Raw genomic sequence first — 14675 nt, 5'->3', positions numbered from 1 at the left:
CCCGACGGGGTCTTGCCGGGGCGGCGAAGAGAGCAGGCTAGCGTCGGAAGCGTGAGCACCGGATCCCCGCGCGTCCTGCCGGCCGAGCGCGGCATCGACGAGGCCGCCGCCGTTCTGCGCGCCGGCGGGCTGGTCGCCTTCCCCACCGAAACCGTCTACGGCCTGGGCGCCAACGCGCTTGACGCGCGGGCGGCGGCGCGGATCTTCGAGGCCAAGGCGCGGCCCAGCTTCGACCCGCTGATCAGCCACCTGGCCGACGCCGCCGACCTGGCCGCGCTGGTGGGCGAGGTGCCGGCGGCGGTGGCCGAGCTGGCGAAGCGCTTCTGGCCCGGCCCGCTCACCCTGATCGTGGACCGACCGGAGATCATCCCGCCGATCGTCACCTCCGGCCTGGACACCATGGCGGTACGCGTACCGGACGAGCCGTCCGCGCGGGCGCTGATCGCGGCGGCCGGCGTGCCGGTGGCCGCGCCGAGCGCGAACCGGTTCGGCCAGCTCAGTCCGACACGCGCCGAGCACGTGGTGGCCGGGCTGGGCGGCGCCGTGGACGTGGTGCTCGACGGCGGGCCCACCCGGTGCGGCATCGAGTCGACGATCGTGGACGCGCGCGGCGACCGGCCGGTGGTGCTGCGGCTGGGCGCGCTGCCGGTCGAGGCGATCATCGAGGCGGTCGGCCCGGTCGAGGTGCGCCAGGGCAGCTCCGGTCAGCCCGTCGCGCCCGGGACGCTGGCCGCGCACTACGCCCCGCGTACCCCGTTGCGGTTGGGCGCGGCGGCCGAGCCCGGCGGCGGCCGGCGGGGGTTCCTGGCCTTCCGGGAGCCACCGGCGGACGGCGACTGGGCGGCGGTGGAGGTGCTGTCGCCCGACGGCGACGTGACCGCGGCGGCGGCGCGACTGTTCGACGCGCTGCACCGGCTGGACGCGGCCGGGGTGACCGAGATCGTCGCCGAGCCGGTGCCGGACACCGGAGTGGGCCGCGCGATAAACGACCGGCTGCGCCGGGCCGCCGCCACCTGGCACTAGAACTGTTCCGCGTCGGGACGCCCGTGCGAGCCGGGCTGCGGCATGCGGTCCATCAGCTTGGTGAGCGTGCCGTTGGCGAACGTCGCGCCGAGCGCCGAGCCGGTGGCGATTGCCCAGCCCACCGGGCCCATCGGGGTGCAGCCGAAGAACTGGCTGACACCAGGCGTCTGCACCACCGCGACCAGCGCGCCCACCGACGCGGCGGTGGCGGCGAGCACGCTGGGGCTGGTGCCGCCGGCCAGTACGGTCTGGCCGAGCTGAGTGCCGATCAGGGACGCCAGCGCGACGGTGCTGGCCCGCCGCTGGGTGCCGGTCCACCTGGCGATCGTCCAGCCGGCGGTCGCGCCCAGCGTGGTCGACGCCGCCCGCAGCCCGATCTCCCGGGTCATGGTCACACCGAGCGAGGAGTCCGGACCCTCGCGTAGCAGGTGGTCGGCGCGGTCGTCGGCCGGCGGCCGTACCGCGATGGCGAGCGCCGGCGCGAGATCGGTGAGCAGGTTGACCAGCAGCAGTTGCCGGCCGTTCAGGGCGGAGCGGCCGGTCGCGGCGGCGCTGAGCACGCTGAACGCGATCTCGCCGAGGTTGCCGCCGACCAGGATGCTGAGCGCGTGCCGCACCGACGACCACATGGCCCGGCCCTCGACCAGCGTGGCGATGATCGTCTCCAGCCGGTCGTCGGTGACCACCAGGTCGGCGGCGGCGCGGGCGGCTGGTGTGCCCCGTTGACCGAGCGCGATACCGACGTCGGCGAGCCGGATCGCCGGGGCGTCGTTGGCGCCGTCACCGGTCATCGCGACGGTCCGGTCCTGGCGCTGCAAAGCCTGAATGATCCGTACCTTGTGCGCCGGCGTGCAGCGCGCCACCACGTCGGTGGCCATCAGGCGCTCGGCGAGCGCGGCGTCGTCCAGCCGGTCCAGGTCGGTGGCGGTGACGACGCGCTGGCCGCCGTCCTCCGGGCTGATCGTGGCGGCGATCGCCTCGGCGGTGGCCGGGTGATCGCCGGTGATCATGACGGTGTGTACGCCGGCGGCACGGATCCGGGCCACCGCCGGCCGGGCGCTGTCCCGCACCCCGTCGGCGAGCGTCAGGAAACCCACGAAGACCAGCCCGTTCACCTGCTCGTCGCTGACCTGCTCGGTGGAGACCCGGCACTCGGCCACGGCGAGAATGCGGTGCCCGGCCCCGGCCCGCCCGGCCAGCATGGCCTGCACCTCCTCGCGCCCCGCCGCATCGAGCGGCCGGTCCCCCTCGGCGGTGCGCCGCGACGCGCAGCGCGGCAGCACCGACTCGGGGGCGCCCTTCACGCTCAGCAGCAGCCCGCCGGAGGAACGGCCGACAGCGGCGCTGTAGCCCCGGGACGGCTCGAACGGCAGCCCGGCGGTGGCGGTCCACTCCGCGGCGCCGGTCCGCTCGGTCACCCCGGCGGCGTCCGCGCCGTGGCGTACCGCCCGGTCGGTCTGCTGCGGCAACTCGTCCGGGTCGGCGGCGGACGGGGTGGCCCGCACCGCGGCGGCCAGCGTCGACCGCAGCGGCTCGTCCAGTTCGCCCAGCACGGCGTACCGGCCGTCACCGGTGCCCACCCCGGCCAGCAGCAGCTTCCCCTCGGTGAGCGTGCCGGTCTTGTCGAAGCAGAGCACGTCGACGCGGCCCAGCGCCTCGATCGTCCGGGGGTTGCGGACCAGGGCGCCGTGCTCGGCCAGCCGCCGCGCCGCCGCCAGCTGCGCGGCGCTGACCAGGAACGGCAACCCCTCCGGCACCGACGCCACGGCCAGGTTCGCGGCGGTCGCCGCCGTTTCGGCGAGGGGTACGCCCCGAAGCAGCCCCGCACCGGCCACCGAGATCGCCGAGGCGGCCGCCAGCGGTACGGCGCTGCTGGTCAGCTTGCCCAGCCGCGCCTCCACACCACTTGCGGGCGGGGCCTGCCGGGCCATCGCGAGGCTCCGCCCGGACTCGGTCTCCGCGCCGGTGGCCACCACCACAGCGGTGCCGTGCCCGGCGGCGACTGTGGTGCCCTCGAACAGCATCGAGTGCCGCTCGGCGATGGCCGCCGCGACCACCGGGTCGGGGCTCTTCGCCACCGGCAGCGACTCACCGGTCAGTGACGACTCGTCCGCCTCCAGCCCGTCACTCGTCAGCACCCGGCAGTCGGCCGGTACGGCGTCCCCGGAGCTGATCGTGATCACGTCGCCGCGTACCAGCTCCTCGGCGGGCACCACCCGTTCCGCGCCGTCGCGCAGAACCCGGGCGGTGACCGCCGAGCGGGACAGCAGCTCGGCCAGCGACCGTTCGGTGTTGCGCTGGTGCACCGCGCCGACCAGCGCCGACCCGCCCACCACGCCGCCGACCAGCGCCGCGTCGACGAGTGAGCCGAACGCGGCGGAGAGCACCGCACCGGCGGCCAGCACCGGGGTGAGCGGGTTGGACAGCTCCTCGACGAACGAGCGGAGCAGCCCGGCCGGACCGTGCTCGTCGCCGACCTCGACGCGCCGCCGCCGGGTCGCCTCGCCCTCGGTCAGCCCGGACGCGTCGGTGTCGAGCTGTTCGAGGACGGTCTCCACCGGCATGAGATGCCAGGCGCTGAGCGCGGGCACCGGTACGCCGGTGCGGTCCGGCAGCCGGTGCGCCCGGAACACGCCGTGCGCGAACGCGAGCGCCGCCGCGCCGTTCACCGCCGCGAGCGTCGGGCGGGGCAGCCGCCGACGGTCGGCGGTGAATGCTCCGAGCGCGCCGAGCCCGGCGCCGGCCATGGCGATCCGGATGTTCTGCTCGGTCATCCGGCGGGCCACCCCGGCCGCGTCGATGAGCAGTGCCGGTACCCGCAGGTCGTCGCCGACCAGCAGGTGCGCGCCCCACGGGGGCAGGTCCTCCGGGCCGTACACGCCGAGGCCGCAGTCCGAGGCGGCGAGCGCCGACCGCTCGCCGGAGACCACCATCACCACCGCGCCCTCGCGTTGCAGGTCGTGCACCGCGCCGGCGAGCCGGGCACCACCGGGTACGAGCAGGTCGGCGAAGTCGTACCGGCCGTCGTCCGCGCCGCCGACCACGAGCCGCAGGCCCGCCTGCCGGGCGGCCGACGCCAGCGCGTCCACGCCCGGTGCGGGCTCGGGCTCGACCCGCAGTACGGCGGCGAGCCGGCCGTTCTCGGCCAGCCCGAGCAGCCGTCCACCGTCGGCGCGCAGCCGCGCGCTGTCCGCGGTGTCCCCGGGATCGTCGGCGCCGAGCCGGTCCAGCGGGCCGATCCGCCAGCCGTCGGCGGCGCGTACCGCGTCCGGCTCGGCCGGGTCGAACAGCGCGAACGCCCGGGCGGCGACCTGCCCGGTGTCGGCGTCGGCCAGCGGCGCCAGGTCGGCCAGCACCCCCCGGTCCGAACCGAGCACCGCCGCGTCCAGCACCACCGTGTCGATCCGGTCCAGCTCACGCAGCACGCTGCGGTCCATCGCGATCACGCCGCGCCGGGCGAGCATCCGGCCCAGTTGGGCGCCGTAACCCTCGCGGCCGGAACCGGGCGCCTTCGGCAGCGAGGACAGTGCCAGCGCGGCGGCCCGCTTGGGTCCCAGCACCGGCAGCGCCGCCGCTCCGGCGACCGCGCCGGCCGGGAGTACCCGCTTGGCGTAGCGCTCCGGCTGCCCGTCCGGCACCGGGCACGGCCGCTCGCCGTCCGGCACCCGGGCCACAGCCCGTTCCGGGTCACCGGTCAGGTGTGGCTCGGCCCGCCGCCACGCGGCCAGTTGAGCGGCCCCCTCGCCCCACTGCACGACGCGCTGTGCGCCGTCCAGCACGATCCCGGCCCAGCCGCCGGTGAGACCCTGCACCACCGCCTCGGCCAGCGGGAACAGCACCTCGGCGCGCGGGTCGGCGCGGATGCCCAGCCCGGCCAGCGCGTGCAGCTTCGGGTGCAGGTCGACAGCGCCGAGCAGCCCGGCGACCTCGGCCGGCACGGGGGTGAGCGGCAGCACCCGGGTGGCGGCGGAGATGCCCAGTCCGAGCACGTCGGACAGCAGCGCGCCGAACGTGCGCGCGGTACGCGGGCCGTCCTCGGGCGGCTGCGGCGGCTCGATCTCCGGGTCCGGCTCGTACGGGCAGGTCTGCTCGACGCGGGCCACTGTGGCGATCAGATCGCGCAGTTTCGGCGCCGGCTCCCCGGTCGCCACCACCACCCGGCCGGACGGCGCGTTCACCCGCGCCCAGGTCACGCCCGGCATCGACTCCAGCGCCGCCTCGACCTGACGGGCGAGCCGGTCGCCGCCGTCCTGGCAGACGCCGTGCACCTCGATGTGGTGGCGGCCGTCCTGCGACCACACCCGGCGGCTGGTCAGCCCGGTGAGCCGGGCCAGCCGGGCGGCGGCCGTACCCACGCTTCCCGCGACCTCGGAGACCTTGGTGGGCACGACCGTCGGGGACAGCAGGAGGCCGGCGAAGCGTCCCAGCGCCATCTCGCCTCCCGGTCTCGTCCCGGCGGCCCGACTTCCCGGCGCGGCGTCCGTTATGCCACCCGGACGGCAGAAGTTCGGGGTCCGGTCGTTCCCGCCGGACGAGACGGGGACCACAGTTGACCTCAACCCGGGGTGAGGTCCGAGGCTGTAGCCCATGACCAGCACCGCCGCCCTCCCGGCCGATCCACCCGTCGACCTGTGGTCGCCGCGCCTTCGGGCGATGACTGTGGGCAGCGTCGCCCTGGTGTCCCTGCTCGCGTTCGAGGCGCTGGCGGTGGGCACCGCCATGCCGACGGTGGCCCGCGCGCTGGACGGGCTCGGCCTGTACGCGCTGGCGTTCGGCGGCTCGTTCGCCTCCGGCGTGGTGGCGATGGTCGCCTCCGGCATCTGGTGCGACGCGCGCGGACCACGGCCGGCGATGTGGCACGGCGTCGCCTGGTTCGTCGCCGGGCTGGTCGTGGCCGGTTCCGCGACGACCATGGAGATGCTGGTCGTCGGGCGGGTGGTGCAGGGCTTCGGTTCCGGACTCGTCTCGGTGGCGCTCTACGTGGTGGTCGGTCAGGCGTACCCGGAGCAGTTGCGGCGGCGGATCTTCGCCGCGTTCGCCGCGGCCTGGGTGGTGCCGTCGCTGGTCGGCCCGGCGCTGGCCGGCCTGATCGTGGAACATCTGGGCTGGCGATGGGTGTTCCTCGCGGTACCGGCGGTGGCGATTCCGGCGGCGCTGCTGATCCAGCCGGGTCTGAAGGCGCTGGCCGGCACCGTGCCGACCCGGCCGCCCGCGGGCGCGCTGGCCCGCGTCGGCTGGGCCTGCGGGGCGGGGGCGAGCGCCGCACTGCTGCACTACGGGGGGCAGCAGCGCGGCGTGCTCGCCGCCGCCCTGACCGCCGGGGCGCTGGCCGGGCTGTTCGTCTGCGTGCCGCACCTGTTGCCGTCCGGGTTCCTGCGCGCGGCACGCGGTCTGCCGACGGTGATCGGCCTGCGCGCGCTGGCGTCGGCGGCGTTCGTGGCCGCCGAGGTGGTGATCCCGCTGATGCTGTCGCGGGAGCGCGGCTTCTCGCCCACCGGCGCCGGCCTGGTGCTGACCGTGGGGGCGCTGTCCTGGTCGGTGGGCTCGTGGATCCAGGGTCGGATCGCTTCGCCCCGGTCGGCGGCGAGCCTGCCCCGGGCCGGGCTGGCCTGCATCACCATCGGTACGGCGGGCGTCGCGTCGGCGCTGCTGCCCGGGCTGCCGGTGCTGCCGGCGGTGTTCTCCTGGGCCGTGGCCGGGCTCGGCATGGGACTGCTCTACCCGTCGCTGTCGGTGCTCACCCTGGAGCAGTCGGCCCCGGCCGAGCAGGGCCGCAACAGCTCGGCGCTGCAACTGGGCGACTCGCTCGCCGCGGCCACCGTGCTGGCGCTGACCGGCGCGGTCCTGGCCGCCGGTGCGTCACCCGGCCCGGCCAGCTACGCGACCACGCTGGCGGTGGCAGCGGGCTGCGGCCTGCTCGGCCTGACCCTTGCCGGTCGAGTGGTGCCTCGCCCGGTGGGCTGAGGCGTCGCCGGCCCGGTCGCCGCTCACGCGCAGTAACGCTCCTGCCGGAGGCATCGCCTGACTGCGGTATGACTCCTGGTCATGATTATGACTCTCAGGTATATCGCTCAACAGTCGTAGTCGCCTGCGCCGGGCTCACACACTGTGATGGAGCAGCCCGGCAAGCGCGACGTCGGGCCGACGGCCCGGCGGGCGGTCACGATCCCGGCCGGGCTGCCGTCCTGAATGCGGACCGAGTGGGCAGGGCGTGGCTGGGAGGAGTGGCGATGCGGGTGCTGGTGACCGGGGCGACCGGACGGCTCGGGCGGGTGGTGGTGCCCCGGCTGCGGGACGAGGGCTTCACGCTCCGGGCGACCAGCCGTCGGCCCCGTACCGGAGACGGGGTGGAGTGGGTGAGCACCGACCTGGCCACCGGCGCCGGGCTGGCGGAGGCGGTCGCCGGGGTGGACGCGGTGCTGCACCTGGCCTCGTCGCCGCAACGGCGTACCCACGAGATCGACGTGCTCGGCACCCGCCGACTGACCATGGCCGCCGGCCACGCCGGGGTCCGCCACCTGGTGTACGTCTCGATCGTCGGCGTCGACCGGGTGCCGATCCCCTACTACCGGCACAAGCTCGCGGCCGAAGAGGTGGTGGCCGCCGGGTCGGTGCCGTGGAGCGTGCTGCGCGCCACCCAGTTCCCCGAGTTCCTGGCGGACCTGCTGAAAGGCGCGAGCCGCCTCGGCCCGGTGATCGGGGACCGGGCCGTACTCGCCCAGCCGGTCGACCCGGCCGACGTGGCGGACCGGCTGGCGGTGCTGCTGCTCGCCGGACCGTCGCACCGGGTCGAGGACTTCGCCGGGCCGGAGGTGCTGCGCTTCGACGAGGCGGCCCGCACCTGGCTCGCGGCCCGCCGGGTACGCCGTCCGCTGCTGCCGGTCCGGATTCCCGGCCGCCTCGGGCGGGAGTTGCGTGGGGGTGGACTCACCACGACGGCCACGCCGACCGGCACCCGGACCTGGGCCGACTACCTCGCGGACACGTACGGGGGAACCGGCGGAAGATGAGAACCGGTCGGGTCCGCACCGGCCTACCGTGACCGCATGCTGGTCTTCGTCGCCACAGTGCTCCTCTACGTCTTCGGTTTCGTCTTCCTCTACGGCGTGATCCGGGTCGGCGTCCGGCACGGCATCGAGGACGCCGAGGCGAACCGTCCCGAGGTGCTGCGCCGTCGGCAGCTCACCACCGCCGAGAACCGGGACTTCGCGCAGGAGAACGCGTTCCTCAGCAATCCCAACTGAGGGGCGGAGCCGGGGCCCGGAGGGGCGATCCGCGAAGCGGGTGCGAGGATCGCGACATGATGGGGACGCTGAAGACGGAGCCGGCCCGGGCACGGCTCGACCTGCTGGCCCCGCCGGTCGCCGCGGCGCTGCAGGAGTGGCCGGCCGAGGCCCCGGTGGACGTGGACGACGTACTCGTCGCCCCGATCGACGCCGACCTGGCCGACACCGCCGCGTTCTGCGAGGCGTACCAGGTGGGGCTGGAGGAATCGGCCAACTGCGTGGTGGTCGCCGGTAAGCGCGGCGGCGAGACCCGGTACGCGGCCTGCGTCGTGCTCGCCACCACCCGCGCCGACGTCAACGGCGTGGTCCGCAAGCTGCTCGACGTGCGCAAGGCGAGCTTCGCGCCGATGGCCGAGGCGGTCGAGTTGAGCGGAATGGAGTACGGCGGCATCACGCCCATCGGGCTGCCGGCGGACTGGCCGGTCCTCGTCGACTCCCGGGTGATCGCCACCCCGCACGTGATCATCGGATCAGGCGTACGGCACAGCAAGATCGCCCTGCCCGGGCCGGCGCTCGGCGCGCTGCCCGGGGCGAGGGTGGTGGAGGACCTGGCCAGGCCGGCCTAGGTCCTCATTCGCATCGATCTTGTTCCACGTGAAACATCAGGCCGCCGCTTCGCGCTGCGCCACCTCGCGCAACGCGGCGAGCAGCGTCTCCGTCTCCTGCGCGCCGGTGACCGCGTACTTTCCGGCCAGCACGAACGTCGGCACGCTGGAGACGCCGAGCTGGTGCGCGGCGCTCAGGTCGGCGGCGACCTCCCGGCGGCCCAGGTTCGACTCCAGGTACTCCCGCGCCTCGGTCTCGTCCAGACCGGCCTCGCCGGCCAGCGTGACCAGCGCGTCGATCGATCCGACGTCGATGCCGTCGTGGAAGTGCGCCCGGTAGAGCCGCTCGACCATCTCGGCGGAACGGTCGCGCTCGGCGGCGAAACGCACCAGCCGGTGCGCGTCGAACGTGTTCGCCGCCACCGCCCGGTCGAACCGCAGGTCCAGGCCCGCGCCCGCGGCGACGCCGGTGACGTGCGCGGCCATGCCCTCGGCCTTGTCCCGTCCGCCGAACTTGTCGCCGAGCGCCTCCAGCAGCGGCTTCGGCTCGGTGACCGGCGTCGGGTCGAGCTGGAACGGCCGGAACCGGACGTTCACCTCGCCGTCGTACGACTCCAGCGCCTGTTCCAGTCGGCGCTTGCCGATCCAGCACCAGGGGCAGACCACGTCGGCGTAGATCTCGATGTCCATGACCAGCGACAACCCGCCGGTCAGGAGATCTGTTCCCGGACCTGGCGCTTGAGCCGGGCCAGGATGGCGGTGCCGCCGCGTACGCGCAGCGGGCTGATCGCCTGCGCCAGGCCCATCCGCTGGTAGAGATCGTCCGGCACGGCCAGCACCTCCTCGGCGCTCGCCCCGGCCAACCCTTCGGCGAGGATGCCGGCGAACGCCCGGGTGGTGGGCGCCTCCGGCGGGCAGTCGAAGACGGTGCTGACCGTCTTGTTCGCGTTCACCTCGGCGCGCAGGAAGAACGCGGTCTGGCACTCGGGGACCTGCTCCAGCTCCTCCCGGTTCACACCCTCGGGCAGGGGCGGGATCACGTCGGCGAACTCCAGCAGCATCTCCAGCACGACGTCGCGCGGTGCGGCGGCGAACTCGTCCACGATCTCGGCCAGCTTCGTCGGCATCTCGGGCATGAGTCGAGGCTATCCGCCGCCGCGCGCCGTTATGCGACGGTGGTGGCGGTGCCCCGCGTCACGCGAGCGGGCCCGCTCTCACGCGTTCGGCGCGGCCTCGCTGATGTCGCTGAGCGCCGACTGGGGGTCGAGCTGCATAGCGAGGTCACCGAGGGAGACGATGCCGACGAGCTTGCGGTCGCTGTCGCAGACCAGCACGCGCCGGATGTTGCGCTCGCGCATCAGCGCCGCCGCCTCGTTCGCCGTGCAGTGCTGCTCGATCATGACCACCTCACGGGTGATGATCGAGCCGATCGTGGTGGTGCCCGGGTCGGCGCGTTCGGCCACCGCCCGCACCACGATGTCGCGGTCGGTCAGCATGCCGGCGAGCGTGGCGCCGTCGGTCACCACCACGTCGCCGATGTCCGACTCCTTCATCACCCGGGCCGCCTCGTCCAGCGGGGTCTCCGCCGGGAGGTAGATCACCTGCCTGGTCATCACGTCACTGACGCGGTACATGAGAGCCTCCGAACACCTCGGTCGATCCGTCTGCGGTACCCGGTACCGCGTTCGCTACACCCCGTCGTGGCGCGTCGCGCCCACCTCGTCGCGCAGACGCTCCACGATGTCCTCCACCGGCACCTCGGCCCGTTCACCGGTGGCCCGGTCACGTAGTTCCACGTACCCGTCGGCGAGACGGCGGCCGACCACGACGGCGCGCGGAATGCCGATCAGCTCGGCGTCGGTGAACTTCACCCCGGCGGACACGTGCGTGCGGTCGTCGACCAGCACCCGCAGGCCGGCGGCGGCGAGGCGCCCGCCGAGGTCGAGCGCCGCGTCGAGTTGCGGCCCCTTCCCGGCGGCGACCAGGTGTACGTCGCACGGCGCGACAGCCGCGGGCCAGACCAGCCCCCGGTCGTCGTGGTGCTGCTCGGCCACCGCGGCGACCGCCCGGGACACGCCGATGCCGTAGCAGCCCATCGTGGGCCGGACCGGCTTGCCCTCCGGGCCGAGCACGTCGACCGCGAACGCGTCGGTGTACCGGCGTCCGAGCTGGAAGATGTGCCCGACCTCGATGCCCCGCCGGATGGTCAGCTCACCGGCGTCGCAGGCCGGGCAGGGGTCACCGGGCCGCACCTCGGCCGCCTCGATCGTGCCGTCCGGTACGAAGTCGCGCCCGCAGACCACGTCGGTGGCGTGCCGGCCCGGCTCGTTCGCGCCGGTCAGCCAGGCGGTGCCGGGCACCACGCGGGGATCGACCAGGTAGCTGATGCCGTGCTTGGCCAGGATCTGCGGCCCGATGTAGCCGCGGACCAGCTCCGGGTGGGCGTCCCAGTCCTCGAAGACCGCCACCGCGGCGGGGGCCAGCACCGCCTCGACCCGCTTCAGGTCCACCTCACGGTCGCCGGGCAGGCCGATGACGAGCGGTTCAGCCTGCTCGGCACCGGGCCTGCGGACGGTGAGGACCACGTTCTTCAACGTGTCGGCGGCGGTCCAGCCGGTGCGCCCGCCCAGCTTGCGGGCCTCGGCCAGCTCGACCAGCGCCGCGATGGTGGGCGTCTCCGGGGTGTCGTGCGTCTCGGCGGGCGGGTGCGCGTCCGGGTCACCGGCGGCCGGGGCGCGGGTCACCACCGCCTCGGTGTTCGCCGCGTAGTCGCAGGCGGTGCAGCCGACGAACGTGTCCTCACCGACCGGCGTGGCGGCCAGGAACTCCTCCGACGCGGACCCACCCATCGCGCCGGACATCGCGTGGACAGTGGTGAAGTCCAGCCCGAGCCGGGTGAAGACGCGCTCGTAGGCGGCCCGGTGCCGGTCGTACGCGGCCTGGAGCCCCGCGTCGTCCAGGTCGAACGAGTAGGCGTCCTTCATCAGGAACTCGCGCCCGCGCAGCAGACCGGCGCGGGGACGGGCCTCGTCGCGGAACTTCGTCTGGATCTGGAACAGCGTCACCGGGAAGTCCCGGTACGAGGTGAACAGGTCCTTCACCAGCAGCGCGGCCAGCTCCTCGTGGGTCGGCGCGAGCAGATGGTCGGCGCCCTTGCGGTCGGCGAGCGTGAAGATGTCGTCCCCGTATTCGGTCCACCGCCCGCTGGTCCGGTAGGGCTCGGCCGGGAGCAGCGCCGGGAAGTGCACCTCCTGGTCGCCGATCGCGGTCATCTCGCCCCGCACGATCGCGGTGATCCGGTCCAGCACGAGCTTGCCCAGCGGCAGCCAGGTGTAGCCGCCCGGCGCGGCCCGGCGGACGTATCCGGCGCGCAGCAGCAGCCGGTGGCTCGGCACTTCCGCGTCGGCCGGGTCCTCACGCAGGGTCCGGAGCAGCAGGGTCGACATGCGCAGCAGCATTGCCGCAGCTTATGGCGCGAGCGGAGGGCCGGGCGACCCCTTTCGGCGTCCGCGCGGACCGATCGTCGCCGGCTCGGCGAGGTGGCGGTATCGACACCAGTCGGATGCCGCCACCCCGCCGAGATGGTGCGGACGGGCCGGTAAATGTCGCGGGTGCCGGGTAGGAATGCGGCATGGCTGAGCGACCGCTGATGAAGCTGACGACAACGGTGCTGGACGCGCCGTCCGCAGAGGACCTGGCCGCGTTCTACGAGCGGCTGCTCGGCTGGATCCGGCGCGAGAAGGAATCCGACTGGGTCCTCCTCGCGCCGCCGGAGGGCGGTCACTGGCTGGCGTTCCAGGACGAGCCGGCCTACGTGCGGCCGGTGTGGCCGGCCGGTCCCGGCGACCAGCAGATGTCTGTCCACCTGGACATCAAGGTCGACGACCTGGAGGCAGCCGTGGCGTACGCGGTGTCCGTGGGTGCGACGCTGCCCGACTTCCAGCCGCAGGACGACGTCCGGGTGCTCCTCGACCCGGATGGTCACCCGTTCTGCTTCTACCTCTCATGACGGGCGACGCCACCGCGTCGGCGCGGGCGACCAGCCAGTACGCGACGACGACCGGCAACCTGACCGCTCGCATCGCGCTGCACGCATACGGCACCAATCCGCAGAGCTGGTTCGCCTGGCTGGGCGAGCGGCTTCCACTGGCCCGGGACGTGCTGGAGGTCGGGGCCGGCACGGGCGAGCTGTGGCACCGGATCGGCCCTCGGCGCCGGCTCACGCTCACCGATTTCTCGCCCGCCATGTGCGCGCGGCTGCGCGAGGTGCCCGGCGCTCGGGTGCTGCGGTGCGACGCCACGTACCTGCCGTTCCGCGCCGGCACGGTCGACGCGGTGATAGCCAACAGCATGCTCTACCACCTGGACGACCCGGATGCCGCGCTGCGCGAGTTCGCCCGGGTGCTGCGCCCCGGCGGCCGGCTGGCTGTCGCCGTGAACGGCCGCGACCACATGGCCGAGCTGAACACGCTCGGCCCGGTGATCGGGTGCCCCGACCTGGCCGTCCGGTTCCACCACCGGAACGACGTCACCGCCGAGGCGACACCGGCCCGTGTCGCCGCCCACTTCACCGACGTGACAGTTGAGCGCTACCCGGACGAGCTTGTGGTGCCCGCCGCGGAGCCGATCCTGGCCTACATCGTCAGCATGATCGGGCCGCTCACCGTGGCGGAGGAGTCGGCCGCGCGCGCCGCGATCGAGGCCCGTATCGACGCCGAGGGCGCCTTCCGGGTACGCAAGCACACGGTGCTGATCAGCGCGACGCGCGGCTCCCGCTGAGCCGGACGAAGGCCCGCCAGGCGTCGGGTGTGAAGGTGAGCACCGGCCCGGCCGGGTCCTTGCTGTCCCGCACCCCGACCACAGCGGCCAGGTTGTCCGCCACCTCGACACACTCGCTCTGCCCGCTGCGGGTTGACTTGCGCCAGAGCGCGCCGATCAGCTCCATGACTCGACCACTTCCTTCATCAGCTCGATCGACTGCCGGCGGGACAGCGCCTCACTGCGGACGCTCTCCCATCTGGACAGCAGGATAGCCACGTCTTCATCTTTGTCGATCACTGTTCCGCCGAGCTGGTTCTCCAGATAGCCGATCCAACCCCCGTCACCGCCCCGGGCGAGAGTGAACGGTCCGGTCAGTCCGATGTGCAGTCCGATGTCGGCCGGAATGACGTGCACCGCGATGTGTGGGTGGCTGCTCGCCTCGATCAGGTGCGTCACCTGCTGACTCATCAGTCCGCGAAAGCTCTCGTCGGCGCGGCGCAGCACGGTCTCCTCGACCACCGCGACGAACTTGGGGGGATCGGTGCCCGCCAGCACCGTCTGCCGGTCGAGCCGGACCGCGAGTCGCCGTTCGGCTTCCTGCTCGGCGAGCATGTCGTCAGTGCGGATCATCGCCCGGGCATAGTTCTCGGTCTGCAACAGGCCAGGGATGAGGCTCGGCTGGTAACAGCGCAACTGCTGCGCTTGGCGTTCGGCTTCGAGCCAGGGGCGGAACCAGCTCGGCTGGCCGTCGCGCTCGGCGAGCTTGAGCAGCGACATCAACAGTCCGCCGGTGCCCAGCACCTCGTCGGCCCGGGCGAGGAAGAACCTGTCGAGCGGTCGGTGGCCCAGCTCGACCGCCGACACCTGGGAGCCGGAGAAGTGCACGAGCCTCCCGAACTCCTCCTGGCTCAGTTCGGCCCGCACCCGCAGCCGCCGCAGTTGCGCGCGGATCAGCTCGGCGGTCGGCTCGTTCTCCACACGCCCTCCTCAGATTGCGGCCGGTCTCCCGGCCTCTCCCCGGACCGGCAGCGAGGACTTCCGAGCGTAGTGGCGCGATCAG

The 14675-nt window shown here is 74.0% G+C and carries 14 protein-coding genes; 7 read left to right on the top strand and 7 right to left on the bottom strand.

Annotation, left to right across the window (positions count from 1 at the left end):
• The first annotated feature begins 75 nt into the window (after positions 1-75).
• Positions 76-1023 (top strand): L-threonylcarbamoyladenylate synthase, encoded by a 948-nt coding sequence (locus tag A4R25_RS22960; protein WP_043330800.1) that lies wholly within the window; start codon positions 76-78, stop codon positions 1021-1023.
• Here the strand turns inward: A4R25_RS22960 and A4R25_RS22955 are convergent.
• On the bottom strand, positions 1020-5456 hold the full coding sequence (locus A4R25_RS22955; protein ID WP_064448021.1) for an HAD-IC family P-type ATPase: 4437 nt from the start codon (positions 5454-5456) through the stop codon (positions 1020-1022). The genes A4R25_RS22960 and A4R25_RS22955 overlap by 4 nt on opposite strands.
• A gap of 154 nt (positions 5457-5610) precedes the next feature.
• On the opposite strand from A4R25_RS22955, the gene A4R25_RS22950 reads away from it, so the two are divergent.
• From A4R25_RS22950 to A4R25_RS22935, 4 genes are all read left to right on the top strand, one after another.
• Positions 5611-6987, top strand: coding sequence for an MFS transporter (locus A4R25_RS22950; protein WP_064448020.1), 1377 nt, complete (start codon positions 5611-5613; stop codon positions 6985-6987).
• A 266-nt stretch (positions 6988-7253) separates the two neighbouring features.
• Positions 7254-8033 (top strand): SDR family oxidoreductase, encoded by a 780-nt coding sequence (locus A4R25_RS22945; RefSeq protein WP_064448131.1) that lies wholly within the window; start codon positions 7254-7256, stop codon positions 8031-8033.
• A gap of 36 nt (positions 8034-8069) precedes the next feature.
• On the top strand, positions 8070-8267 hold the full coding sequence (locus A4R25_RS22940; RefSeq protein WP_043327658.1) for a hypothetical protein: 198 nt from the start codon (positions 8070-8072) through the stop codon (positions 8265-8267).
• 59 nt (positions 8268-8326) lie between these two features.
• Positions 8327-8875 (top strand): YbaK/EbsC family protein, encoded by a 549-nt coding sequence (locus tag A4R25_RS22935; RefSeq protein ID WP_043330797.1) that lies wholly within the window; start codon positions 8327-8329, stop codon positions 8873-8875.
• 36 nt (positions 8876-8911) lie between these two features.
• Here the strand turns inward: A4R25_RS22935 and A4R25_RS22930 are convergent, their stop codons facing one another.
• The 4 genes from A4R25_RS22930 to A4R25_RS22915 all read right to left on the bottom strand — a co-directional run bounded on the left by A4R25_RS22930 (position 8912) and on the right by A4R25_RS22915 (position 12312).
• On the bottom strand, positions 8912-9544 hold the full coding sequence (locus tag A4R25_RS22930) for a DsbA family protein (protein ID WP_064448019.1): 633 nt from the start codon (positions 9542-9544) through the stop codon (positions 8912-8914).
• A 20-nt stretch (positions 9545-9564) separates the two neighbouring features.
• The gene (locus A4R25_RS22925; RefSeq protein WP_043327656.1) at positions 9565-9990 is read right to left on the bottom strand and encodes a SufE family protein; all 426 of its coding nucleotides are present in this window, start codon (positions 9988-9990) and stop codon (positions 9565-9567) included.
• Positions 9991-10068: 78 nt separating this feature from the next.
• A complete protein-coding gene (locus tag A4R25_RS22920; protein WP_030499538.1) occupies positions 10069-10488 on the bottom strand; it encodes a CBS domain-containing protein in 420 nt (139 codons plus the stop codon).
• A 54-nt stretch (positions 10489-10542) separates the two neighbouring features.
• Positions 10543-12312, bottom strand: coding sequence for a proline--tRNA ligase (locus A4R25_RS22915; RefSeq protein WP_064448018.1), 1770 nt, complete (start codon positions 12310-12312; stop codon positions 10543-10545).
• Between the two features lie 173 nt (positions 12313-12485).
• Here A4R25_RS22915 and A4R25_RS22910 point away from each other — a divergent pair, with 173 nt between their 5' ends.
• The gene (locus A4R25_RS22910; RefSeq protein ID WP_064448017.1) at positions 12486-12863 is read left to right on the top strand and encodes a VOC family protein; all 378 of its coding nucleotides are present in this window, start codon (positions 12486-12488) and stop codon (positions 12861-12863) included.
• Positions 12860-13633 carry a class I SAM-dependent methyltransferase gene (locus A4R25_RS22905; RefSeq protein ID WP_064448016.1) on the top strand — a complete coding sequence of 258 codons (774 nt, stop codon included), beginning with the start codon at positions 12860-12862 and terminating at the stop codon, positions 13631-13633. The genes A4R25_RS22910 and A4R25_RS22905 overlap by 4 nt, the downstream gene beginning before the upstream one ends.
• Here the strand turns inward: A4R25_RS22905 and A4R25_RS22900 are convergent.
• Positions 13608-13799 (bottom strand): DUF397 domain-containing protein, encoded by a 192-nt coding sequence (locus tag A4R25_RS22900; RefSeq protein WP_064448015.1) that lies wholly within the window; start codon positions 13797-13799, stop codon positions 13608-13610. The two genes, A4R25_RS22905 and A4R25_RS22900, sit on opposite strands and share 26 nt — an antisense overlap.
• Positions 13790-14593 (bottom strand): helix-turn-helix transcriptional regulator, encoded by an 804-nt coding sequence (locus A4R25_RS22895; protein ID WP_064448014.1) that lies wholly within the window; start codon positions 14591-14593, stop codon positions 13790-13792. Before A4R25_RS22895 ends, A4R25_RS22900 begins: the two co-directional genes overlap by 10 nt.
• Positions 14594-14675: the final 82 nt, after the last annotated feature.

The sequence above is a fragment of the Micromonospora sp. NBRC 110037 genome, assembly GCF_001652995.1.
Taxonomy (GTDB): Bacteria; Actinomycetota; Actinomycetes; order Mycobacteriales; family Micromonosporaceae; genus Micromonospora; species Micromonospora chalcea.
Note: the sequence above shows the minus strand (reverse complement) of the source record. Positions and strands in the feature narration are given on the sequence as shown.